Here is a 24,899-nt window from a genome sequence, read left to right on the forward strand (position 1 = left end):
TTGCCCTCGCGGGCCGTTTCTTTGTTTACCAGAGCTTCTCGTCTGGTTTCACCTTGCACTCCGCCACCGGCGTCGGACGCTGACGATCAAAGTTGGTCTCCCAACACTCATTCAGCACCGAGCAATAGCAAGCCTTCATTTTCATGTCATCCCGGGCTCGCTCGATAGCATCCATCATCGGAACATTCGTCGATGCAGATTCGATGTCAATTGGCTGCCTTTTGTCGTGTGGCACAATTACCGTGCCTGAGACATTGGCGTAATAGACCCCATGCCACGATGTCCCACCTTTTTTTTGCGTCAACGCAGCCGCACAGCAATCCATATACAGCTGATGAGGATCTGTATAGGAAACACCCTTGTAGCGCACCTCAAAACGATCAATGCGGGCAGGCCCAGTTCCTTCGTTCGCCAGAACAATCTGTTCGACACGTTTACCATCCGTGTCTAACATATTGCCGCCCAGACTAAGAATCGGCAGCGTGCTAGCTTCCACCATCTTTTGATTCTGGTCCACCATTTTTTCCATGGTGCGACCATGCTCGATGGAAACAACCAGCGAGACTACCGAGATGAAAATGGCGCTAACTGCAACAAGAATATCCAGCCACTTGTGGCCGGTTCCGTGCCCATGCGCACCATGACTGTGGTCCGGGGCTGGGATCATTGCATCGAGTCCGCTCAAAGACTTGCTCCTGGCGCGCGCTCGGAATCCCGCCTGATTCTGCAACCGTGCTCTGTGCTTTCCGGGTCCCCCACTGCGAGGGACCCGAAGCACTCAGGAGCGTACAAACACACTCAGTCGGTCAGAAACCTAGTCGATGGCGTCCGGAGCGAGCGCAATATTTTTCTCACCTGCTGCTTTGCGCTCATTATATGACTTGACCCAGTCTTCCCAGTGCTTACCGGCGGCGCGATCCTTGCCAGTAAACTCCAACCGCGCAATCTGGTCATAACTGGTCTTCTGCTTGGCGTCCACGTTGGGCACAAAATACTGCACCCAGGAGGCGGCCAGAGAGCTGCCCTTGAAGCGATTGAAGACGTAGGCTTCAAACTTCTCGCCCGACTTGAGCGTAATCGTCACGTCGCCGCGATAATCAAAGGCCTGCTCCAGCGCATGGCGCAGTTCTTCTTCTCCGGCAAGCTCGGGAATCCAGCCTTCCAGGTTCTCCCGCTCGTGGCCCGGAGCCACTTCCATGGTTTCCACCTGCTCGCGCGTATACTTGGTTTCCGTCATTGAACTTTGGTCTCCTCGAGCGCGTTCTGGTTGGAGGCAATCTGCACAAGCGGCGTTTCTTCTTCGCTCTTCCACTCGTTCAGCAGCTTCTGTGCGTGCGCATCCCGGTAAGAACTGAAAGTGCCCTTGACCATGCCCACAAAACCCTTCCAGCTGCCAAAGCCTTCCATCACCGCCGGAGCTTCATAGCCACAGCTCACCATGCAGTTGGCGCACTGCGGATTGCCGCTGGCCACGCCGTAATTCTCCCACTCGGTGGTTTCCATAAGTTCCTTGAAGCTCTCCGTGTAACCATCCTGCAGCAAGTAGCAGGGACGCTGCCAGCCGAAGATGCTGTACGACGGCATGCCCCATGGAATGCACTCGTAGTTGCGGTCGCCCATCAGGAACTCCAGAAAGAGTGGCGACATATTGAACTTCCACTCCTTCTTGCGGTTCGACAGAATCGCACGGAAGAGCTTGCGCACGCGGGCGCGGCCCATAAAGCGATTCTGGTCCGGAGCCTTGTCGTAGCTATAGCCCGGAGAAACCACAATGCCTTCGACGCCAATGGCCATCATCTGGTCAAAGTGGCGGCGGACGCTGTTCGGGTCCGCACCGTCAAAGAAGGTAGCGTTCGGCGTCACGCGGAAGCCGCGCTTGACCGCTTCCTTGATGCCCTCGACGGCCAGCTCGTGGCCACCCTCGCGGCAGACGGCAAAGTCGTGATGCTCCTCTTCGCCATCCAGATGCACGCTGAAGGTCAGATACTTCGACGGCGTGAACTCATGAATGCGACGCTTGAGTTCGAGCGCATTGGTACACAGATAGATGTACTTTTTGCGCGCAATCAGGCCCTCGACGATCTCCACGATCTGCGGATGCAGCAGAGGCTCGCCACCAGGGATCGAGACCATCGGCACATCGGCTTCCTCCACCGCGGCAAAACACTCCGCAGGCGTGAGCATGCGCTTGAGCACGTGAGGCGGATACTGCACCTTGCCACAGCCCGCACAGGCCAGATTACAGCGGAAAAGGGGTTCGAGCATCAGCACCAGGGGATAGCGCTTCTGCCCGGTCAGCCGCTTCTTCAGGACGTATGTGGCAACCGTCCACATCTGCGAAATAGGAATAGCCATGCCTTCGATTAACCTCCCGCGCCGGCTTCAGCAGCGCGATCCATCGCCCGCTTGTAGGCCGTCAAGGCCATCAGCGGGAAGTATTGGCGGTACAGTGTGTAGGCCAGATAGTAGACCTTGGGAAAACCAGTGCCGGTAATAATGGCCTGCTTGAATCCACCCACCCGGGTCGATTCATCCCAACTGCCCTCGGCCTGCTGGTGCTCCAGCAGCCAACGCACACCCTTGGCCACTGAATCCGAGCGGTCATCGCCCGCCGAAAGCAGCGCCATCAGCGCCCAGGCCGTCTGCGAAGGCGTGCTTTCACCCTCGCCACGCGTATTCGGATCGTCGTAGGTGCCGCAGCTTTCGCCCCAGCCACCATCGCCATTCTGCACCATGCGAATCCACTCGGCCGCCTGCTGCACCTGCGGCTCCAGGTGGTCCACACCAATGGCTTCCAGACCACGCAGCACCAGGAAGGTGCCATAGATGTAGTTCACACCCCAACGGCCAAACCAGCTACCGTCCGACTCCTGCTCCTTGTAGATGAACTCAATGGCCTTCTTGATGCGCTTATCGTCCTGCGTATGACCGTAGGCCGCGAACATCTCCAGCATGCGCCCGGTAATGTCGACCGTCGGTGGATCGAGCATGGCGTTGTGATCGGCAAAGGGAATGTACTGGAAGATCATCTTCGTGTTGTCTTTATCGAAGCTGCCCCAGCCGCCATTTTTGCACTGCATGGCGAATTCCCAGTCGATGGCGCGTTGGGCCACCTGATGCTGGTGCTCCTCACGCGGATGATCGACCTTGCTGAGCGCCAACAGCACCTGCGCCGTATCGTCGGTATCGGGATAAAACTCGTTGTGAAACTCGAACGACCATCCGCCCGGCTCCACGTTCGGCACCTTCACCGCCCAGTCGCCCTTGTGGCGGATCTCCTTGGCGATCATCCAGTCCACGGCCTTGACCATGCGCGGATCGGTGCGTGAAATGCCCGCATCGCCCAGCGCCGTAATCGCCTGCGCCGTATCCCAGACCGGAGACATACAGGGCACCATGCGGAAGGTGGGATCCGCGCAATCCTCGGTCGGACCCGATTCAATGCCCAGCTTTTCAAACTCATCGCGGGCGCGGATCACCTGCGGATCGTCTTCCGAATAGCCCAGGCAGCGCAGCGCGATGATCGCATTCAGCATGGCCGGATAGATGGCATGCAGACCGTCGGTCATCTCAAAGCGATCCAGCATCCACTTCTCGGCCTTCTTCAACGCCATCCTGCGCAGCGGGCGCAAGTGCACGGCCTCAGCCCAGTGGGCCAACCGGTCGGTAACGATGAAAAAGTTGCGCCACGAGATCCACTTCTTGCGGTCAAAGCGCAGGCGCAGTTTAGCCTTTTCGCGACCACCCACATAAAGCTCGTCAATGCCCTGCTCAGGCGGAAGCTTTTTGAAGGGCTTCTTGGCGTACAGGATCGAGAGCGGCACCAGGATGCCACGCGACCAGGAAGAAATCTCGTACAGGTTGAAGTAAAACCAGTTGGGAAAGAGGACAATCTCAGGCGGAACCGCCGGCACGGCATCGTAGTCATACATGCCGAGCGCGCACAGATACATCTTGGTAAATGTATTGCAAGCCACCGCGCCGCCATGGGCCAGTGCCCACTCGCGGGCCTTCGTCAGACGCGGATCATCCGCCGAAACACCCATCATCTTGGCCGCCGAATAGCACTTGACGGTCTGCGAGATGTTGCCCGGAGCACCAGGGTAGATGTTCCAGCTACCGTCTTCCTGCTGCATCAGCATCATCCGGCGCAGCGCACGCTCCATGCGGCCGCGGTCGCCCGACTCAAGCAACGTATGCAGGAAGATGTAATCGGCCACCAGCATCGCATCCGATTCCAGCTCGCCATTCCAGTAGCCTTCGGGATGCTGCACAGAAAACAGGTAATCGCAGGATCGTCCAATGGCTTGATCAACATCCGCCGGATCCGCGTCCAGTCGGCCGTACTTTGGAGCCGCCGTATGTGTCTTGCCCTGCTGAATACTCATCGCCTTCAAAAACCTCGATCTCTTCCGGCCAGTAGCCAGAGACGCCGCGCTCAAACCTGCCCGGCTAAAAACAACCGATCAATACCCAAAAAACCAAAAACTGCAAAACGAAAAAATGCTTTTCGTAATTATCTCAAAACCCCCTCACCCCTGCTACAGGAATGAGGGGAATCATCCAGAATCCGTCGTTACTCTGCCGACGTCGTCCGCTGAACTTCCGTGCCACCAATGGCCTGCACAATCTCCGGCGGAAGACCGAAGCGTACATTTTCCGGCATTACTTCCACTTCTTCGACACTGGAAAAACCGTTCTGCCGGAGGTAATTCACCACATCCTCCACCAGAATCTCCGGGGCCGAAGCGCCCGCCGTCACCGCCACCGTGGAAACATTCTCCAGCCACTTCGAATCAATGGCTGAGGAATTATCGATCAGGTAGCCGATCGTGCCCAGATTGCGCGAAACCTCCACCAGACGATTGGAGTTCGAGCTGTTGGTTGAACCCACCACCAGCACCAGATCGGCGTTGTGCGCCACGTTGCGCACCGCCACCTGGCGGTTCTCGGTAGCGTAACAAATATCCTGCGAATGCGGACCGGCAATATTCGGGAACTTCTCCTTCAGCGCATGGATGATGTCCCGCGCCTCGGAAAGGCTCAACGTCGTCTGCGTCAGATATGCCACCCGGTTGGGATCAGGAACCTCAAGCTGGGCAACCTCGGCCGCGTTCGAAACCACCTGGGTCACATCGGGCGCTTCGCCCAACGTACCCTCGATCTCATCGTGGTCGCGATGGCCGATCAGGATCAGCGAATAACCCTGCTTGGCAAACTTGACGGCTTCAATATGTACCTTGGTCACCAGCGGGCAAGTCGCATCAATCACCTTCAGATTGCGTGCCTTGCTGCGATCGCGTACCGCCGGACTGACGCCATGGGCTGAATAGATCACACGCTGGCCATCGGGCACGTCGTCGATCTCATGCACAAAGATCGCGCCCTTATCGGCCAGCTCATTGACCACATAGCGGTTATGAACAATCTCACGCCGCACGTAAATCGGCGCTCCGAAGGTTTCAAGTGCGATCTTCACAATGTCGATCGCGCGCACCACACCGGCGCAAAAGCCTCGCGGCTTGAGCAGCAAAACCCTCTTCTGGCTGGGGGAAGTCCCGGCGGCGGTACCGTTAGGAGATGTTTCAGGAGCTGGTCTCGTCACGTTACCATTATATCAATCCAACCACTGAAACAAGAGTGGTGAATCCTCCGCCAATTCCCACGCCGCCAAAAACTTCCATCTTCCCTGCGGACAAGCACTTCCCAAAACTGCAAAACCGCGCATCCTGGCGCGGTTTGCAAGCTCTGTCCTGTTTCGCTACGGAATTTCCTCTTTTGGAACACGCACGAACCGAATTGTCCGCCGCTGCCACGAATATGTCACCAGAAGGTCTCCATTGGCTGCCTGAATGATTGCCGGATAGGAATACTGGCTTGGCCCTTCATCGAGTTTTTTGAAGACTGTAAAGTGCTCTCCGTCCTTGCTCACCGCCAAACTCAACGGCGAACGACGGTTGTAGCTGTTGTTGAAGACCAGCACGATCCGCCCATCCTTCAGGCCGACGGCATCGATCCCCGAATTCGGAATAGGCAGGTCAATATAGCGCGCCTGCGTCCAAGTGCGGCCATCGTCGAAGGAATCAGCCACGGCAATGCGCTGCGCCCGGCTGTGACTGCGCGCGTAAAACCGCAGATGATGCCCTCCCAGCGAAACCACCGAGGGCTGAATCAGGCCCACCATGTGATCGAGCGGCGGATAAAGCTTGATGCCTGGTTTGCCCGGCTCATCGCTCGGCTTGAAATTTCCCTCTTTGGCCGCCGCCAGCGCAGCGGCATCGGGCACATCCAGCGCCTCGGGCACTGTTATCGGCCCGATCTTGGTCCAGGTTTTACCGCCATCCGGGCTGCGCTCAATCCACACCGTCCAGCTGCCACTCTCCACCGACGAACCACTGACGATGCTGCCATCCGGGAGCACCAGCGGCTTATCCTTGATCGGCCCCAGAATGCCGTCGGGCAGCGCCTCGGCAGTGCTCCACGTCCGACCCTCATCCTCACTGTGCTTGCGCAGTCCGGTCCAGGTCGAGGGCGACTTGCCCGTTTTGTAATAAAGCCACAACACGCCCTTGGCATCATGAAACAGCACCGGATTCCAGCAGGCCACGTCCTTGGTCCGCGCCACTTCCACGGGTACGCTCCACACGCCCGCATGCTGCCGCGCCGCATAGATTGCCACATCCGGCGCGCCTTCCTTGGTGCCGGCAAACCAGGCAGACAACACATCGCCACCGGGCAGTTCCACCAGCGTGGAAGCATGGCTGTCGGGCTGCGTTCCGGGCAGAGCATTGCCGCTCGACAGAGGCTCGAAGATAAAGCCGTCTCCCGCCTGTGCCGACATACTGCCGACATACAGAAGAACGAAAAAGACAATTCCTGCGATATTTTTCTTCATACTCTCCATTGTGCCGCAAGTAACCACGTTTTGGCCTCCTCAAAATAGAAAGAAACGGGCCGCATCATAGTGCCTGCGGCCCGCGAATCAATCCGTGAGGTTGTACCGTTAAAAAGTCAACCGTCCGGCAATCTGCATGGTGCGCGGCGTCGCCGAGGTCAACTGTCCAAAGTTCGACGTATTGATGGTCGTCACCAATCCTGAAAGGTTGGTGTGGTTCAGGGTGTTGAAGGTATCCATGCGCAGCTTGAACTTATAGCGTCCACCAAAATCGAAGCTCTTCGCCAGCGACATATCAACATTCTCAACTCCTGGCGCACGCGCGCTGTAACGCCCCAGGTCACCCGCGCGAACATCCGCTCCCGAAGCTGTGCCCGTCAGGCTGGTTGCGGTAGTGGCTTTTGCAATCTGCGTAAATGCAGATGTGCTCAGGTATTGATGACTCCGTCCGGTGCCGAAGGTGCGATACCCCGACTGATAGAACGATCCTGTAGCGCGATCCGGACGATCGGCAGGGTACGAGGACGAGCTGTCCGTGATATTAACCGGCAACCCGGTCTGCAACGAGAACACGCCGGAAAGCTGCCATCCACTCAGAATCGGATGCAACGAATGCACGCGATCAATAGGTAGATTCCAGATGCCGTGCATCACAAAACGATGATGCACATCGAAAGGTGCCGGACCTTTTTCCGCCTTGATATTACTGCTGTCTTGCGGCTGCAACTGTTGCAGAATATCAGCGTCACCATAGCTGATGACCTTCGAGAAGGTGTAAGCGCCGCTCAGTTGAAAGCCATAGGACATACGTTTGCTGGCCGTCACCTGCAAGCCGTGGTAATAACTGCTATCACCCGGCGTGAAGTAATAGAAGGTTCCATAGTTGCTCTTGGGAGAAATATCGGTCAAGCGATTGGGCAGGTTCTGCGTCTCGTAGAAGTTCATCTTCAAGCCACGCGTGCCCACGTAGTTGATTTCCAGCGCCGTAGACTTCGGCAGTTGCTGCTCCACACCCACCGTCCATTGCATGCTATATGGATCCGGGAAGTTTCCGTTCACCGTATTGTTGGGCAAATTGCTTGAGATGGTGCCCGCCGTCTCCAGATTCGAAAGGATCGAGCTGTACTGATTGCCATCGATGGGAAAAGCCAGCCCTGAAGCCTTCACCTGACTCGCTGTCAGTGAAATATTGAATGGCGTCTGCGCGTTCACTTGCTCAGTCGTCACCGGACCGCCATAGATGGTATGCGGGCTGACCAACACACCAAACCCACCACGCACAATCGTCTGCCCCTTGCCGTACGGGTCCCACGCAAAGCCCACGCGCGGCTGCACGTTATTGTCATCGCTTCCATACATCGAGTTCGATGCACGATAAGCGCCATAGCCCGGGCCCAGTGACGGATTCGATGAGTCAATGCCGCGATTGTAGATGCGGCCCTCATACTCCTGCGGCACCGTGAAGATATCGTAACGAATGCCAAGGTTTAACGTCAGCCGTTGAAAGATCTTCCAGTCATCCTGAAGATACAGGCCGTATTGCTTGTCCGTCAGGCCAAAACCCTTGGTGCCTGTGGGCAGCGCATACAAGTTCAGCTGAATCGTGGTGGGCGTGTCGGCAAGGAAACCTGCCAGAGTCGAATAAGAGAAGCTCTGCGTAGTAACACGCGTGCGACCCGCGTTCTGGCGCTGCCAGATGCCGCCAAACTGGATTGTATGATTGCCCCGCGTATAGGCAATCTGCTCTTCCACGGTACTGAAGTTGCCCGAAACCAGAAACAACGTGGCACCGCCCGTGCTAAAGCCATAGCTCAACGAAGGAAGCTGTGACTTATAGTCAGCATCCACACGATTCAGCAGCAAGTTGTTGAAAGCCGCGCGGGTATTCTCCGTCCAGCGCGAACCAATGTGCGTGTAGTTACCGTTGACCACATCCGTATGACCCTCCGTCGTGCGGCTATTCGAAGGCAACAGCGCCGGCGACAGCAGATACGGACGGCCGCGCGTATAACGCAACTCCAGCAGGTTGCTCGGTGAAATGTTCTCGTCGATGCGCACCACGCCGTTGCCATCTTTCTGGAAGGTGCTGCCAGCACCGGAATAGCTGGCGGTAGTGGCCGTTGCGCTGCTTGGCGTACTTGTCTGCACAGGAATCATTGCCAGAAGCGAGGAATAAACCGCAGGCGCAATCGAACGCAGATAATTCGACGGCACCGTGCCAGTAATCGCCTTATAAGCGCCCATACGCGCTCCCTCATAGCTGGCAAAGAAAAATAACTTGTCGGTCAGGATTTTTCCGCCCGCAGAACCGCCGTACTCATTGAATGCAAGGTGAGGACGCGCAGTTAGAAACTGGTTACGCGCATCAAACAAACTTGATTCGTTGTTTTCGTAGAGCGATCCGTGCAACTGATTCGAACCACCGCGCGTAATCAGATTGATGTTGCCAGACATCGTGCCGCCCACCGTAGCCGGCGCAATCCCCTTCACGTTGCTCACTTCCTGAATGGCGTCATTGTTGATCGTATTGATGATGTTCGGCGCCTGATAGAAGTTGAAGCTGGTGAATTCCGGATTCGAAGTCGCATTCGTGCCATCCACCGTCAAGTTATAACCCGCCGACGGAAGACCATTCAGGTTAATGCCACTGCCAGCGGGAATCGATGATGAAGTTGTGCTCGACGTAAATGGCTTGGTGGCGCCTGCGGTCAACTGCAGCAGCGTCGTCCAGTCTTCGTGCTGCACCGGCAGTTGATTCACCGCCACGCTATCTACCGTGGTTGTCAGCGCAGCCTGCGAGGTTTCAATCTGCGCCGCTTCAATACTAACCACGACCGACTCTGAAGCCGTAGCCACCTTGAGTTGAGTATTCAGATCAAGCGACTGAGCAGCCACCAGCGAGAGATTCTCCTGCACGCTGGTCGTAAAGCCGGGTGCAGAAATGGTGATGCGATAAGTGCCGACCGGAACAAACTGAAAGTTGAAAGTACCGTTTCCATCTGCCTCCACAACGCGCTCAGCGGAAGTCATCAGATTAAGCAGTTTGACTTGCGCGCCTGCAATGTTGGCTCCCACCGGATCGGTGACATTGCCACGAATGGACGCCGTATTCACTTGAGCAAAAGCAGGCATACAGAACACAAAAACTGCCAGTGCCTTGATTGCGACTCGTGTAAGAAAACACAGCATGACCTAGCCTCCTGGAACAGGCATGCGGATTCTTCAAGAGCAACCCGCAGCCCAAAATTCCACGCCCCGAAATATAATCGCAATGTGGACTCTTTGTCCACAATAAATAGACAGAATCGTAAAGAAATTTTATTTGCTTTTTTTCTGCGATTTTAAAAAGGGCTTTCCTGGCATGTTTTTCTTTACAGACGCAGAGCAAGGGACCTGACTGACTCTGGGTGCACACCCCCAAGGAGGCGCACCCAAAGTTAGTCGACATAAAGCATGTATATTCAACTACTTAATTTTGTTTTTCTAAAAATAATCCACGCGGTATTTACCCCCGCGCGTCAATTCAATCTGCTCATTTTGTGGCTGAGTCCTGTCTTTGGAAACTCTGACGACCACGCCATTCAAGCGAATGAAATGCCCTGCAGAGGGAGCTGGAATTTCCAATTTCACACGACAATTTTCAGGAATATCCAAGCTATAAATTAGACCATTATTATTCTTTATGTCGACAGTCAAAGATCCATCCCCCGCCGACACGCTGGCCTTCACCCAACCAAGCCCGGCAAGCTCTGGACGCACCAGAAAACTCCCTCGTCCCGGCTCCAGCGGACGAATGCCGGCAATGTTTTCCATCAGCCACAGCGCCGGCCCTGAAGACCATCCATGCGCCATGCTCACGTAGCTTCCCTGCTTGCGATCCGCCTGCAAAAACTTGTGCGGATTTTCACGCGGCCAGCGCGGGTCGTAGGCCTCCCAGAAGCTGGTTGCGCCCAGATCGAGCATGCCGCCCCAATACTGGCGCAGCCAGTCGAGCGCCTGCTGCGTGTGCCCGGTTTTGGCGAGGGCTTCCATCACGTAATAGCCGTAGTAGGGCGTGATCTGCTGCATCTTTTCCACGCCTGCGCCCACACCGGCAAGCGACCCATCGTAGAACTTCTTCTGCAAAGCCTGATCGCCAATGCCCGCCACAATGGCAATAGCATTCGCCTGCCAGTACGGCCCAAAGCTACCGGTCTTCGCATCCAGCAGATGATCGAGCGCAGCCTGGCGCATTGCGGCAGCCAATTTTTCATACTTCTCTGCCAACGTATGCTCACCCAATTCGTTCAGCAGAAAAGCACCTTCACTGAAGGCCAGCGCGTACTCAGCCTGAATCGCCCGCTCGGCCTCCGGCGTATCGCGGTCAAAGTTAGGAGCCCAGTCCACAAAGATGGTGTGATGCGTGGAGTTGACGAACAGATTGTTCGCGTCCACATCGGCGCTCATCAACTTCAGCAATCCCTTCAGCGGCTCATGCGCCGCTTGGAGTGCGTCCTTGCTGCTCGTGCGCCGGTAATGCGCCGCCTCTCCAATCACCCAGAAGGCCGTGTACGGCGCAATGGAGTTCACATGCTCGTTGTAGGGCGGCTGGCCTGCCAATTCCAGAAAGGTTTTCTCGTTCGGACGGTCGTCAGCAAAGACGGCGTCAATCACGCGGGCGGTCACATCCATATCGCCCATCCACTTGCCGCGATCCCGTTTGGCACCGTCCCACACGCCCTCCTGCATGCACAGATGCGCCGTGTAAGCAGCACTCTCCCAGATGCGATTCAGCAACGGATCAGAAGACTCAAAGCTGGTCCGGTAGCGCACAGGATAGGCAATGCCTTCGAGCGCGGCCTGCTGCAGACGCACCTCGCCACTCGCCTCAGGAAAGCTCACCCGCACGTAGCGGAAGGCTGACTTCGGTCCACGCGCTGCGTCGTGAGGCGGCAACAGCAACGTCTCTTCGCCCAGAAACGGCGCATCGAGTTCTTCCATCGATTCGCCGTAACGCACATGCGCCCGCGCCAACTGATCGCTGCCATTCGTCAGCAACACGCGACCCGCAACCTCGCGACCAAAATCCAACAGAATCGCGGGCGCTGCCTCTGCCTTCTGCGCAGGCAGATGAATCATGGTCGGCGCATTCTTCTGCGTTGCCAGATCTTCAATGTGCTCAAAGCTGGCTCCGCCCTCACTCTGCACCGTGGCCTTGAGCGGCAGCATGAAATATCTGCGCATCTCCGTCGAAACACCGATGTATCCCGGCCAGTTGTAGAGCCCCGTATCGGCATGCCACTGGTAAAACGCATCGCTCGATTCAATACCGCCCAGGCTCTGCACCAGAGGCCACGCACGGTCATCGAACTCCGCCTCCTGCCAGCCTTCGCTCACCGTCATCGTGCTACGCCACTGGCCATTCGAGATCATCAACGCCGGGCCTTTTTCTGCCAGCGACGCGGCCAGAATCTTGGCCACCAGCACATCGCCCCAGTTCACCTGCTTGGTGAGCAGGTTGTTGGTGTGGTGCGAGTGTGTAAAGCCGCGCACGGCCTCGATGGCAATCACGTTGCGTCCCGGCTTGAGCAACGCACTCACATCGGCCCAATGCGTTTCAAAGGCCATCCAAGGATGCGCCTCGGCATCAAACTCCGTGGCCAATATGCCGTTCAAAAACACGCGCGCATGGCGCGGCCCGGCTAGATAGAGTGTGGCGTGTTGCGGAAGGCTCTTCACATCAAAGGCAGCGCGGAAGTAGTGCGGCACAAGGTTGCCGTCCTTGTCGTGCGAGGCGTTCTTGTCTACCAGCACCTGCGCGGTGCCCGCCGTCCACACATACTCTTCGGGCAGCAACGCCCGTGCGGGTTCTGGCGCAAGCGCGAGTTCCCGCGCCGGATCAAGCGGCCCATGCGCGTCCATCCACACCGTCTGCGCCTGCGCGGCTACACATCCAAACGCCATCCACGAAAAGAACAGACCCAAGCCAAGACGACAAGCCCGCATATTCCACTCCGTTTGCGCCCTCGTACCAAGAGCGCCTCTTCATCAAGACAACTGCGCAACTACCCGCGCCGCCTGTCTTGCATTCCACAACAACAGACAACCTGCCAGCACATAGATGCAAGAGGTCGCACTCAAACACTGGCTCATACTGAAGTGTTGCGACGCCGCAGCAATGGCCAGCGGAGCCATGCCACCGCCCAGCCATCCAAACGAATTCATCAGGCCCACAGCGGTCGCGCGGCACTCCGGGCTAACCACATCGTAGAGCGAAGCCCAGATGTTCGACTCATACATGCCCTTGAAAAATCCCAGTCCAATCATGGCCGCAATCAGCCACGCAATGGAGGCGCTCCAACCGGCGAGAAAGAGAAAGGGTGTGCCCAGCAACAAGCCCACAGCCTGCGTCTTCATGCGGCCGCCACGGTTGCGCGTCACCCAACTATCGGCCAAGGCTCCGCCGCACAACACGCCCACAACCGCGGCCGCCTGCAGATACAACGTGGCGCTGATGCCCGCCATCGACAGGCTCATGTGGAACTTATTGAACAGGAAGCTGGGTAACCAGACGAGAAAGATCATAGCGACAAAGTTGGCGCCAATGAAGGCCAGCACCAACCGGTAGGCCAGCGGCGTCAGCAGCGTTTCTTTCAGCGTGAGTTGCAGCACACGTTCGGCGGGAATCGTCGCCACAGACTGCGTCCGGCCCTCGCTCTGCGGCGCGCGCAGGAAGAACAGCAGGATCGGCAGAATCAGCAAGCCCGCCATGCCAAATAAGAAAAAGCTCGAGCGCCAGCCATAGTGCTCAGCCACAAAAGCTGCCAACACACCACCACCGATGGTGCCGCCGTACACGGCCGACTGATGCAGCGCCATCGCCCGCGAACGCGTCTCCGGCCCGTGCCAGCTTGCGATCAGCGACATGGCAGCAGGAAAGTACACGGCCTCGGCCAGTCCACTGAAGGCGCGCAGCACCACCATCTGCCAAAAGTTGTGCGAAAGGACGGTGGCCACCGTAACCATCAGCCACAGGCTCAGCCCGCTGATGATCAGCCCACGACGCGAAAAGCGATCACCTGCCCATCCGGCCAGCGGTCCCGCAATGGCGTAGACCCACATGAACGACGTGCCCAACAAGGCCAGCCGCACATTGTCCACGCCAAACTCGTTCCGCAGCAAGGGGAACAGTGCGAAGATAGCCTGGCGGTCTGCATAATTCAGCCAGCAGACCATCCACAGCATGGCCACCACACGCCACTTCGGCTCTATCCTCATCGACGCGCTTTCCCCCTGATTCCGTTCTAGCTGGCTGCCGACAATGTGCTCTTGGCCAGTTCGTTCAAAGCTCCTTCCAGCCAGCCTTGAAACCACGCCTGCATCTGCTCGCTCTGCGCCACACGCCGCGCGGAAAGCGGCAGCGGGAAGGTCGCTTTAGCCAGCAAACGCGCCTCGGCAATCACCTTCAGCCCCCACGGCGTGGGTAGCACGTCAATGTGCTCAATGAATGTACGCAGCAGCGCCGCAGCTTGCTGGAAGTTCTCCTCTTCCGGTTTGACCGCAAAAAGCGATTGAATCACCTCGGGTAGAACGCAGGCAACTCCCGAGACCACGCCGTCGCAAACGCCCTCTGCAAGCGCCTGCGCCAGGGCTCCATCGTTGCCCAGAATGCGCGCCACCGGCAGGCCTTCCCGGGTAATGGCGCGCATAATTTCGAGCGAGCCACTGCTGTCCTTCACTCCCACCAGATTCTCATGCTCACGGAGCAGACGCAGCACCGTCTCGGTCTTTAGCCCTGAGGTGAACTGCGGCAGATTGTAGAGCAGTACCGGCAACGGCGACTTATCGGCCAACTCGCCAGCAAAGGCCTCCAGGTCGTCCTGCGCATAGGGAAAGAAGTACGGCATGGGAGCCAGCAGAGCCGTGGCCCCGCCTTCGGCAGCCACATGCGCCAGCTCCAGAGCATCTTTCAGGCTACCTGCGCCCACGCCACACAGCAGTTCGGCGTCAACGGCAATGCGGCTGCGCGTTACACGCAATTGCAGTTCCAGTTCTTCACGGCTTACGCGGCAGAACTCGCCCGTGGCTCCGTTCACTGCAAACTGCTGGATCCCTTTTTGCTGCAGAAAGCCAAGATTCTGGTCCAGAACCCGCTCATCCACCCGCCCCGCTGCATCGCGCGGCACAAGCACCGCCGCAAAGACTCCCCCAATTGAGGTACGCGCCATCTTCTCTCCCCTGGCTCTGGGCGGATTCAGCTTTTGTAGCATTTTCGGAATTGCTATAGACCGGAAGCAGGATGCTAAGTACCTTTTTTCTCATGAAAAAGGCACCTTGCAAGCCCCTTAAAAAGTCTACATGTATTCCGAAAATGCTCTAAAAATGCCGCCGCGCACAGCTCCTGATCACTGTCGAAGAAAGTATAGTCAAAATGTCGTCACTCTGTCGACATTCATTCTGAAAGAAGAACAATCCACCACAAAAAACGCGCGGGAATCGCTTCCCACGCGTCTCGCACATTGTGAAAAATGAAATAGCTCAGCGCTGTTTCTTCTTGGGCGCATCCAGATGCAGGGGCTGATAGATCTCCAGAAAGGCAGGCAAGCTCTTGCGCATCGAGGCCTCCCGCTGGTGCTGGTCGAACTCCTCCAGACGTTCCCGCTGGCTGGCCTGGATGTGCTCACTCAGAATGCGGCAGCTGGCAGCCTCATCCTGCCGCACAATTGCGTCCATCAACTCCTTGTGCTGACTATAGATGCGTTCCAGAGCCTGAACATTATGGCTTTCCCTGCGCATGGTAAAGATGCGCAGCAGAAGCCGCGTGTCATTCACCACCTTATTGATGCGCACATTCTGCGAAAGCCCGATCAGCAGAGCATGAAAGCTAAGGTCAGCGGCCAGAAGGCGGTTATTCTGCGCCGCATCGAGTACCGCCTGACCTGAGGCAATCAGCTCGTCGCGCAGTACCTGAATCTGGTGGATCAGAGCTTCCAAACGCTCCTGCTCAGCCGGGCGTAATTGCCCCAGACGAGCCACCTTGCCCACCGCATAAATCTCCAGAGCCTCACGTAACTCGCAGGTATCAATGATGTTTTCGCGGGTCATCTGGATGACGGAGACGCTTCCAGCCTCGTTCTGCTCTAGCAATCCCTCGGCTACCAACTGGCTGAGCGCTTCACGGATCGGCGTACGGCTGCTGCCCAACTCCCGCGCCAGATCCAACTCCGAGATGGCTTTGCCCGTCGGCAAAACCCCGGTGGCAATCCGCCGCTGAATCTCAAGATACGCACGCTGGCGAATTGAAGTTTCACTCGAACCGGACTTCTTGCGTCCTCTGGGCATAGCACCACCATTTTCTATAAGTCATACGAATTGTAACTTTAAAGGAAACAGATCGTCTATTTTCTCTTCGCAACAAACATTTCGACATTCTGTCGACACTTGCCGATTAAACAGGATTTCTTCTCCGCTGCTCGTGGCAGAAGGCTTCCCGTTCCGCTTACAATGCCTTCGAATGGATGAATCGGAGGCCCATCATGGGCACCGGGTGCCGCACTCTGTAGGAAACTCTTCCTTCGGTCCAGCAGGAATCTCTTTTGCAGTCAACAGAATAAAATCCCTGCACTGGGCGCGGAGAGCAGACTGCACCGTTGTTGCGCTGCCGGACAGGCGGCAAACAAGCGGCCCAACCGAAAGAGAACTCAACTGCCGAAACACGCCTTCCGAGTCCTCAACAGAGCGCAACAAAAGATCCCTGAATAACTGCACAAAATAAAACTCGTCCCGCGCCCGAATCAGGCGGGGCCACTTTGGATGCACATAGTAGTCAATCTGCGCATCCGCGTCCAGAAATGCTGTCAGGATCAGCTCTCCACTGGAAGGCTCAAGATCCTTGCCCCCGGCAGGCCTGTATTCCAGCACACAGCACTGAGGCTGGCGGTTTGGGGCGGTACGGATTGGTGAAAGCACAAGCATTGGGTTGACTGAAAACCACTTCCCAAAGAATGTCGATCAGCTTCTGAATATGCTGCACATCGGCCAGACGGTTCAAGCAGCCGGAAAATTCCCGAAGCGCGGAATCCGTTCTCCACTCCGCCGGCAGTTCCGCAGCCTGCCGCCAAAGCTTGTCTACGTCCAACTCGCGAATGATACCCGAAATCATCCTCAAGTAACACGAGGATACGTACTGATAGACACGTTGATCAAGATAACGCGCCTCGAAAAGCCTTGCCGCCTTTCCTCCTTTAGGACCACCAAACAGATTCCCATGATCGATAAAGACGGCGGTGAATGCGCCAGGGTCATCGTTTGAAAGAAAGAGGGCCTGACGATTGTCCGTGTGGTTGGCACAGACGTCGATCACCCACGCCATCCAGAAAGTATCCAAGTTGTTGACCCGCTTGAGCGATGCACTCGGCATAATCTCAATTACCTGCGTCGCACTTCCCTGATACAACGAACCAAAGCACAATCCATCGGCAGGCTGCACCGCGCCCTTCGCATTCTGCAGCCAGCAGCCAGGAAAGTGCCGAAGAAAGGCTTTTGTGACCCGTAGTGGCGTCCAGTCCGGTGTAGAAAGACCGCAGGCGCGATACAGAGCCGTCCCCATGGCTTCGTTGAACAGAACGTTCTCGCCCTGCAGATTGTTCCTGAATTTGACCACATACAAATTTTGATTCTCTGCCGCGACCAGGATCGGCTGCGAACCACCCCGCAATTTGCGATAGAACTCCGTCAGCGACGGATATGCCGTAAAAGTATGCATTGTGCTCTCCGAGGGGGAAATTCGAGATTATGCACAAGCAAGATCCTTTTTATGGGGAAGAGAACAAGGTAGAGGACGATTCTGTTTCCAGAAGGTCTCTCCCAAGGAGAATCAATTTCAGCGTACCGATTCGATGAATCCAGTGAGCACATACAAGCTACACAAAACAAAATTTCCCGTCAATCAATTATTTTGCAAATATTCTTCTTGAAAGATAAAGATTTTATTTGAGTTATTTTTTAGCTCAACGTTGATGACACACAAGAGAGGTGGAAATTCTCTAGTGCTATGGATTCCAAATTTCACTTTGGCATGCAAGTACTTGCTATCTATCTGAAAAAAATAGCTCTGCGGCCCCGCGCTCAGACCAGCTTGGATAAAGTGTCCCATCCCTATCTCTGGGAGTCACTCCACCGCCGCTTTTAATCCCCTCTCAAAGCAGCCCCTGCACTGCACAAGAAAAAAAGAGGGCCTTCTCCAACAGGAAAAGGTCCTCTTTCTTCTTAGAATCGCCCTTCGTCATTACCTGAAAGTACCTTCATCATACGCTTCCGCGCTCCGGCAAAGAACGCACTGCAAAGATTTCCACAAAGAACCAGCCTACGACCGACACTCACACAACCGGCGGGATTTCCTCACTGAAGTTGCCGCTGCGCTCAGCCGTCCGGCGCTTAAAATCAGGAATAGTCATGAATGAATTCACGCATCTGCATTTGCATACGGAATACTCGCTCCTCGATGGAGCCTGCGACGTCAAGAAACTGGTCAAGCAGGTAGCCAAGATGGGCCAGAAGTCGGTCGCCATGACCGACCACGGCAACATCTACGGAGCGGTGAACTTTTTCGGAGCAGCCAAAGAGGCTGGCATAAAGCCGATCCTGGGCTGCGAACTTTACGTGTGCAAAAACGAGGATCATCGTGCCCCGGCGCAGGGCGACGAATACAACCATCTGCTGGTGCTAGCGGAAAACGAAGAGGGGTACCAGAATCTGGTACGCATCACCTCGGAGGCCAGCCTGCATGGTTTTTATCGCAAGCCGCGCATCTCCAAGACGTTTCTTGCCAGCCACTCCAAGGGCCTGATCGGCAGCTCCGGCTGCCTGAGCGGCGAGGTCTGCGAAGAGCTGATGGCTGACCGCTACGAAAAGGCCCGCACCGCCGCCCAGCAGTACCGCGACATCTTCGGCAAGGGCAACTTCTACCTGGAGATCCAGGATCAGGGCCTGGCCGACGAGAAACGCATTCATTCAGGCCTCTTCCAGTTGCAGAACGAGCTGGACATTCCCATGATCCTCACCAATGACTCGCACTATCTGTGCGGGGAGGATCATCACGCGCACGACGTGATGCTCTGCGTGCAGACCGGCTCCAAGATTCATGACGCCGACCGCTTCCGCTTCGACTCCGATCAGTTTTACGTGAAGAGCGCCGACGAAATGGCCACGCTCTTCCCCGACTCGCCGGACGTTTTGAAGCACACCATGGAGATTGCCGAACGCTGCAACCTGAAGCTGCATGCGGTGGACAATCCCTTCCCGCAGTTCGATGTGCCGGAAGGCCACACCATCGACAGCTACTTTGAAGAAGTCTGCCGCCGCGGCTTCCAAAAACGCATTGACACGCAGATCAAGCATCTGGAGCGCTCCGGCAAGCTCACCCACTCCATTGCGGAGTACGAAGCCCGCCTGAGCTACGAGATCCGCATCATCCACCAGATGCACTACTCCGGCTACTTCCTGATCGTCTGGGACTTCATCAAGTACGCCAAGGATCACGGCATTCCAGTAGGTCCGGGCCGTGGTTCGGGCGCTGGTTCGCTGGCCACCTACTGCATGGAGATCACCAACATCGATCCCATGCAGAACGTACTGCTCTTCGAGCGCTTCCTGAACCCGGAGCGCGTCTCGATGCCTGATATTGACGTGGACTTCTGCATGAATCGCCGCAGTGAAGTCTACGACTACGTGGTACGCAAGTACGGCCGCGATCAGGTCAGCCAGATCATCACCTTCAACACCATGGCGGCCAAGGCGGCCATCAAGGATTGCGGTCGGGCGCTCGATCTTCCTTATGGCGACGTGGACAAGATCGCCAAGCTGATTCCGGCCACCGTTGGCATGACCATCGACAAGGCGCTTGAAGAAGTGCCCGACTTCAAGAAGACCTACGACAACGACGCCACGGTGCGCAACCTGATCGACACGGCCAAGAAGCTGGAGGGCCTGGTGCGCGGCTCGGGCGTACACGCTTCTGCAGTCGTGATTGCGCCGCGTCCGCTGATTGAATTGGTGCCGGTGGCCAAGACGAAGAACGACGAAATCGTCACCGCCTACGACATGAAGTCGGTTGAGAAGATGGGCCTGCTGAAGTTCGACTTCCTGGGCCTGACGACGCTGACCGTCATCGACGACTGCCTGCACCTGATCGAGAAAAATCGCGGCGAAAAGGTCAATATTGAAGAGATTCCCCTCGACGACGAGCTGACCTTCCAGAAGGTTTTTCAGGCCGCGCTCACCTCCGGCGTCTTCCAGTTTGAATCGAACGGCATGCGCGACATGCTGCGCCGCTACAAGCCGGAGCGGCTGGAGGAACTGACCGCTCTGACGGCGCTCTTCCGCCCTGGCCCGATTCAGGGCGGCATGACGGACGACTTTATTGAGCGCAAGTGGGGCCGTCGCAAGGTGGAGTACGCCCTGCCTCCGATGGAAAAGGTGCTCAAAGAGACCATGGGCGTAATGGTCTATCAGGAACAGGTGATGCAGATTGCCAACGTGCTGGCCAGCTACTCGCTGGGCGAAGCCGATATGCTGCGCCGCGCCATGGGTAAAAAGAAGCCCGAGGAGATGGCCAAGCAGCGCGCCCGCTTTATTGAAGGCGCCGTGGCCAACGGTCACCCCAAGAACACGGTGACGGAAATCTTCGAGCAGATGGAGAAGTTTGCCGGTTACGGCTTCAACAAGTCGCACTCGGCTGCATACGGACTGGTCAGCTACCAGACCGGCTACCTGAAGACCCACTACCCGGTCGAGTTCATGGCAGCGCTGCTGACCTCAGAAACCTCCAAGCCCGAGAATGTGGTCAAGTACATTGCCGAATGCAAGGAGATGGGCATTCAGGTTGAACCGCCCGACATACAGGTCTCCGATGCCCAGTTCACGCCCCACGGCGACATCATCCGCTTTGGTCTGGCTGCGGTCAAAAACGTGGGCGGCAACGCCATTGAGTCAATCCTGAAGGCCCGCCAGGAGGTAGGCCGTTTCTCCAGCCTCTGGCAGTTCTGTGAGAAGGTGGATCTGCGCGTGATGAACAAGCGCGTGATCGAATCGCTCATCAAGGCTGGCGCAATCGACTCGCTCGGCAAGCGCGGCCCGCTGATGGCCGCGGTAGACAAGGCCATGGAGCAGGCACAGAAGGCGCAGCGCGATCTGGAGAGCGGTCAGGCGGGCCTCTTTGGGCTCTTTGAGGAATCCGCTCCAAAGTCCAAATCGGGCAATGACCTGCCCAATGTGCCTGACTGGGAAGAGAGCGACCGGCTGGCCAACGAAAAGGAAGTGCTCGGCTTCTACGTCAGCGGCCATCCGCTCGACAAGTACGCCGAGAAGATCCGCAATCTGTCGGGCGTAATTTCTACCGCCGAGGCGCTCGAACGCAAGCCGCCCGAGCGGCGTTGGGGCAAGGAAACCGACCCATCCGACGAGCTGCAGGTAGCTGGTCTTCTGGTGGGCATTCGCGTGCAGAAAAGCAAGCGCGACGGCAAGCTCTACGCCATGGGCTCGCTGGAAGATTCCACCGGCAAGATCGAACTGATCTGCTTTGCCCGCGACTACGAGAAGCTGCAAAACCAGCTCAAAATCGAGGCTCCGGTGCTGGTGCGCGGCGTGCTGATGGGCGACGACGAGGCCGCACCGAAGATCTCGCTCAGCAACATTTATCCGCTGGAAGACGTGAAGATCAAGCTGCCCAGCGGCCTGCGTCTGCGGCTCAGTCTGGATGTGGCCAGCGAGGAGTTGTTCCAGCAGATCAAAACCTTGGCCGACTCCACACCGGGTCCCAGCAAGATCATGATCAACCTGGAAGAGAAGGGCGATTATGTAGTCATGCTGGAGCCGGAAGGCATGAGCGTAACCGCTGACAAGGGCTGGATGGAGAAGCTCGAAGCGCTGGTGGGACGAAGTGCTGTGCAGGCGCTCGGATAAAAGACAACGCTACAGATATTCCGTAGCTGTATTGCGCAGTCAAATCCGCACTCGCGCAATACAGCTACCTTAGAGGGACTCCTGCTGGATATATAAATCATTAAATGTGGCCATGGAGACCGGAGGGCCGAAGAGCCATCCTTGCCCCCTTCGCGGCTTGTCTTGCGCAGTGAAGTATCTTGCCTGCTGCTCGGTTTCAATGCCTTCCACCACTACCTCCAGATGGAGTGAGTCGGCCATGGCCATAATCTGCGGCAGGATTACCTCGTGCGTCGCTTTGGCATCAATCGCCTGGGTAAAGGATTTGTCAATCTTGATGGCATTCACGCTGAGCTCGTGCAAATACGCCAGACTGGAATATCCGGTGCCGAAGTCGTCGATATGCACATGGCATCCAAGCTGGCGCAACTGGCGAATCGTATGACCAACCTCCTTGCGCCGCGCCGTGGATGATTCCGTAATTTCTACAATCAAACTTTGTGGCGAAACGCCAGCCTGCTCCAGAGTCTGGCGCAACATCGGCAGAAATTTTGGGTCACTGAAGTCTGTTGCCGTGGCATTGACGCTCATGCGGAAATCAGGATGCGAGCGAAGATGTGCGCCGAAATCGCTGAGCGATTTGTGCATCACCCAAGCAGTAATTTCATCGATAAACCCACGTTCTTCTGCCACGCGGACAAAGACCTCCGGAGAAACAGCCTTGCCGCTTTCATCCGTCCAGCGCAGCAGCGCTTCCGCTCCCACCACCTGGCGGTTCTTCAAATTGACCACCGGCATGTAAACCAATTGAAGAATGTTGGCGCGAATGGCATGCCTAAGTTGCAACGCCATGACAGAATCCCGATTGAACAGAAAGACAGCAAGCAACGGGAACAATGTTCCCAAAACAGCGCCAAACTCGGTGGTTCGCCGGATTCCACCTCCGGCAAGATGCATCGCCGTGGAGAGCGGCATGCCAGCAGTAATGCAGCTCTGAATTTGCGCTTCACAGCGCGTCGCATAGGCTGTATCTTTCCAGGTAACTTCCTTTTCCTGCAGCAGAATCCAGTCAGGCGTATCCCGCAAAGTACCCATCGTGAATTGTTTTCGTTGTGTCCTTTGATCCAGATCCGTGATCGCAAAACTCAAGGGAGCTGAGGAGAAAAACGTCTCAATCACAGGCCGGAGGACGACGAACTGCTTCTCTCTCTGCAGCATCAGAACGGTGTGATTGGAAAGCTTGTACCCATCTGGATTCAAGCGGATTTTATCTCCGTTCTTATAGGTAAAATCCTGCTCCGATTGCAATGCCTGCAGATTCACCCGCCCTAGCGTAGCAGAACATGCAATACTGTCCCCCGTCATATGTCCAACCTCGCCAATGTACTCTGAGTGATAGATCAACTGCCGCATCCAGACAAGATCAGCATCCGAACAAAGTGTATAGGGAGATTTTTTTAACTTGTAGAGGACGTCATATTCCTCGGTAATGGCAGAATCCAGAGTCTGCTGAATGCGCGAAACAAATTGATCGGCAATCATCTCGGTTCTTTCTTTCAAGATGAGTTTGCCCAAAAAATGCCCCGCGCATGCCCCGCAGGAGCCGGTAATGAACATAATGACAAGGAGAACGAAAATACGTCGGCGAGAAAGCCAATATCGCAGGGTATGTGCGACTGCGCGCTGCGACCAGTTCATATGTTTCTTCATCGCCATTCCATTAGAAATTTAACTTCCTCTTAAGGAGATCGACAAAAAACTGCAAATGTTTAGATTTACTTAATCACCTTAAAGCAGCTCTCCTGAAGGCATAGAGCGAATCGATGCAGCATCGTTGACGCGACCCCCAGGGAGCGGCAACCTGGCAAGATTTTTTGCCACTTCACAGCATCAGGAGAGATGCTCTAATCGCAGATCCTTCTTCTCCTGCAGGGGCTTGGAACACTGACTCACAGGCAAAACGCTGTAGCAAACAAACGCCGAGTTGCGTTTCGTATTTTTACAAGCAAAAGGCGCATTCAAAGCACAAGTACACGCAGAAAAGCCCGACCAAATGGCCGGGCTTTTCTGCATCCAGAATGCGGATAGGGAAACAAATCGACTACTGCAGCGAATAGACGGTCTTGAGGACCTTTTCCGCCACGCTGGGCGGCAGCGGAGCGTAGCTGAGGCCTTCCACTTCGTTCTCGCCCGACTTGACGATCCAGCTGAGCATGTCCTTGAGGACGCGGCCCTTAGCCGGATCCGCCGAACGCACCGGAACCAGCATCCAGGTGAAGCTGGAGATTGGATAGGAATCCGCACCCGGAGCATTGGTGATCGAGACGCGGTAGTCGGCAGGCATCTGCTTGACGCTGGCGGCAGCCGCGGTCACACCCTTGATAGAGGCCTTGACCCAGTTGCCCGAAGCGTTGTGGATCGAACCGTAGGAGATGTGGTTCTGCAGAGCGTAGATCAGCTCTACATAGCCGATGGCACCCGGCAGCTGACGGACCAGACCGGCCACGCCCTCATTGCCCTTGCCACCCACACCAGCCGGCCAGTTGGGCGAAGTGCCCTTGCCAGGGCCGCTGGCCCATTCCTTGCTGACCTTGCTCAGATAGTCGGTGAAGATGTAGCTGGTGCCCGAACCATCGGAACGGTGGACGACGATCACCTTCTGGTCAGGAAGCTTCACGCCCGGGTTGTCCTTGGCGATGCGCGGATCGGCCCAGGTCTGGATCTTGCCCAGATAAATATCCGCCAACACTTCGGGGCTAAAGCGTAGATCGCCTACACCCGGAATGTTGAAGACCGGAACAACGGCACCCAACACGGTGGGGATGTGAATCAGCTTGATCTTCGACTGAGACAGCTGCTCGTCGGTCATGGGACCATCGGAAGCGCCGAAATCAACCAAGCCGCTGGTTACCTGACGAATACCGCCACCGGAACCGATCGACTGGTAGTTGATCTCAACACCGGGGTGCGCCGCGCTGTACTCGCTAAACCACTTCGAATAAATCGGGTAGGGGAAGGTTGCGCCTGCCCCGGTAAGTTTCTGGGCCTGAGCCACGCTCATGGCCAGCATCAAGAACAAAACGGC

Annotated in this window: 15 protein-coding genes; 1 reads left to right on the plus strand and 14 read right to left on the minus strand. The window is 56.4% G+C overall.

Going from position 1 to position 24,899, the window contains the following annotated elements; translation table 11 throughout:
* Positions 1–25 precede the first annotated feature (25 nt).
* The 12 genes from ACOBR2_RS12285 to ACOBR2_RS12340 all read right to left on the minus strand — a co-directional run bounded on the left by ACOBR2_RS12285 (position 26) and on the right by ACOBR2_RS12340 (position 17,591).
* Positions 26–685, minus strand: coding sequence for a hypothetical protein (locus ACOBR2_RS12285; RefSeq protein ID WP_420236403.1), 660 nt, complete (start codon positions 683–685; stop codon positions 26–28).
* A 129-nt stretch (positions 686–814) separates the two neighbouring features.
* Positions 815–1,237, minus strand: coding sequence for a hypothetical protein (locus ACOBR2_RS12290; protein WP_420236404.1), 423 nt, complete (start codon positions 1,235–1,237; stop codon positions 815–817).
* Positions 1,234–2,355 (minus strand): adenosyl-hopene transferase HpnH, encoded by a 1,122-nt coding sequence (gene hpnH / locus ACOBR2_RS12295; protein ID WP_420236405.1) that lies wholly within the window; start codon positions 2,353–2,355, stop codon positions 1,234–1,236. The genes ACOBR2_RS12290 and hpnH overlap by 4 nt, the downstream gene beginning before the upstream one ends.
* A gap of 8 nt (positions 2,356–2,363) precedes the next feature.
* Positions 2,364–4,388, minus strand: coding sequence for a squalene--hopene cyclase (shc, locus tag ACOBR2_RS12300; RefSeq protein ID WP_420236406.1), 2,025 nt, complete (start codon positions 4,386–4,388; stop codon positions 2,364–2,366).
* Positions 4,389–4,576: 188 nt separating this feature from the next.
* The gene (locus ACOBR2_RS12305; RefSeq protein WP_420236407.1) at positions 4,577–5,605 is read right to left on the minus strand and encodes a 4-hydroxy-3-methylbut-2-enyl diphosphate reductase; all 1,029 of its coding nucleotides are present in this window, start codon (positions 5,603–5,605) and stop codon (positions 4,577–4,579) included.
* A gap of 156 nt (positions 5,606–5,761) precedes the next feature.
* Entirely contained in the window at positions 5,762–6,895 is a 1,134-nt protein-coding gene (locus ACOBR2_RS12310; protein WP_420236408.1) for a sialidase family protein, read from the minus strand.
* 108 nt (positions 6,896–7,003) lie between these two features.
* Complete coding sequence (locus ACOBR2_RS12315) at positions 7,004–10,084, minus strand: carboxypeptidase regulatory-like domain-containing protein (protein WP_420236409.1); 3,081 nt, start codon at positions 10,082–10,084, stop codon at positions 7,004–7,006.
* Between the two features lie 294 nt (positions 10,085–10,378).
* Complete coding sequence (locus ACOBR2_RS12320; RefSeq protein ID WP_420236410.1) at positions 10,379–12,838, minus strand: alpha-L-rhamnosidase C-terminal domain-containing protein; 2,460 nt, start codon at positions 12,836–12,838, stop codon at positions 10,379–10,381.
* 84 nt (positions 12,839–12,922) lie between these two features.
* The gene (locus ACOBR2_RS12325) at positions 12,923–14,152 is read right to left on the minus strand and encodes an MFS transporter (RefSeq protein WP_420236411.1); all 1,230 of its coding nucleotides are present in this window, start codon (positions 14,150–14,152) and stop codon (positions 12,923–12,925) included.
* Between the two features lie 26 nt (positions 14,153–14,178).
* Positions 14,179–15,102, minus strand: a complete 924-nt coding sequence (locus ACOBR2_RS12330; protein ID WP_420236412.1) for a dihydrodipicolinate synthase family protein — start codon at positions 15,100–15,102, stop codon at positions 14,179–14,181.
* A 310-nt stretch (positions 15,103–15,412) separates the two neighbouring features.
* Positions 15,413–16,216 (minus strand): GntR family transcriptional regulator, encoded by an 804-nt coding sequence (locus tag ACOBR2_RS12335; RefSeq protein WP_420236413.1) that lies wholly within the window; start codon positions 16,214–16,216, stop codon positions 15,413–15,415.
* 541 nt (positions 16,217–16,757) lie between these two features.
* Positions 16,758–17,591: a hypothetical protein gene (locus tag ACOBR2_RS12340; protein ID WP_420236414.1), complete on the minus strand. Its 834-nt coding sequence runs from the start codon at positions 17,589–17,591 to the stop codon at positions 16,758–16,760.
* 737 nt (positions 17,592–18,328) lie between these two features.
* Between ACOBR2_RS12340 and dnaE the strand changes: the two genes are divergently transcribed.
* Positions 18,329–21,835 (plus strand): DNA polymerase III subunit alpha, encoded by a 3,507-nt coding sequence (gene dnaE / locus ACOBR2_RS12345; protein WP_420236415.1) that lies wholly within the window; start codon positions 18,329–18,331, stop codon positions 21,833–21,835.
* 69 nt (positions 21,836–21,904) lie between these two features.
* On the opposite strand, the gene ACOBR2_RS12350 is transcribed toward dnaE, so the two are convergent.
* Together ACOBR2_RS12350 and pstS are read right to left on the minus strand one after the other, a co-directional pair.
* Positions 21,905–23,530, minus strand: a complete 1,626-nt coding sequence (locus tag ACOBR2_RS12350) for an EAL domain-containing protein (protein ID WP_420236416.1) — start codon at positions 23,528–23,530, stop codon at positions 21,905–21,907.
* Between the two features lie 385 nt (positions 23,531–23,915).
* Positions 23,916–24,884 (minus strand): phosphate ABC transporter substrate-binding protein PstS, encoded by a 969-nt coding sequence (gene pstS / locus ACOBR2_RS12355; protein WP_420240010.1) that lies wholly within the window; start codon positions 24,882–24,884, stop codon positions 23,916–23,918.
* Positions 24,885–24,899 lie beyond the last annotated feature (15 nt).

The organism is Telmatobacter bradus, assembly GCF_048629425.1.
Lineage (GTDB): Bacteria > Acidobacteriota > Terriglobia > Terriglobales > Acidobacteriaceae > Telmatobacter > Telmatobacter bradus.

Bases quoted from the DNA above. Each gene is read 5' to 3' on its own strand.
- ACOBR2_RS12325 (WP_420236411.1), bottom strand. From the start codon at position 14,152: ATGAGGATAGAGCCGAAGTGGCGTGTGGTGGCCATGCTGTGGATGGTC.
- ACOBR2_RS12310 (WP_420236408.1), bottom strand. From the start codon at position 6,895: ATGAAGAAAAATATCGCAGGAATTGTCTTTTTCGTTCTTCTGTATGTC.
- shc (WP_420236406.1), bottom strand. From the start codon at position 4,388: ATGAGTATTCAGCAGGGCAAGACACATACGGCGGCTCCAAAGTACGGC.
- ACOBR2_RS12350 (WP_420236416.1), bottom strand. From the start codon at position 23,530: ATGGCGATGAAGAAACATATGAACTGGTCGCAGCGCGCAGTCGCACAT.
- pstS (WP_420240010.1), bottom strand. From the start codon at position 24,884: ATGCTGGCCATGAGCGTGGCTCAGGCCCAGAAACTTACCGGGGCAGGC.
- ACOBR2_RS12320 (WP_420236410.1), bottom strand. From the start codon at position 12,838: ATGGCGTTTGGATGTGTAGCCGCGCAGGCGCAGACGGTGTGGATGGAC.
- ACOBR2_RS12335 (WP_420236413.1), bottom strand. From the start codon at position 16,216: ATGCCCAGAGGACGCAAGAAGTCCGGTTCGAGTGAAACTTCAATTCGC.
- ACOBR2_RS12290 (WP_420236404.1), bottom strand. From the start codon at position 1,237: ATGACGGAAACCAAGTATACGCGCGAGCAGGTGGAAACCATGGAAGTG.
- ACOBR2_RS12315 (WP_420236409.1), bottom strand. From the start codon at position 10,084: ATGCTGTGTTTTCTTACACGAGTCGCAATCAAGGCACTGGCAGTTTTT.
- hpnH (WP_420236405.1), bottom strand. From the start codon at position 2,355: ATGGCTATTCCTATTTCGCAGATGTGGACGGTTGCCACATACGTCCTG.
- dnaE (WP_420236415.1), top strand. From the start codon at position 18,329: ATGAATGAATTCACGCATCTGCATTTGCATACGGAATACTCGCTCCTC.
- ACOBR2_RS12330 (WP_420236412.1), bottom strand. From the start codon at position 15,102: ATGGCGCGTACCTCAATTGGGGGAGTCTTTGCGGCGGTGCTTGTGCCG.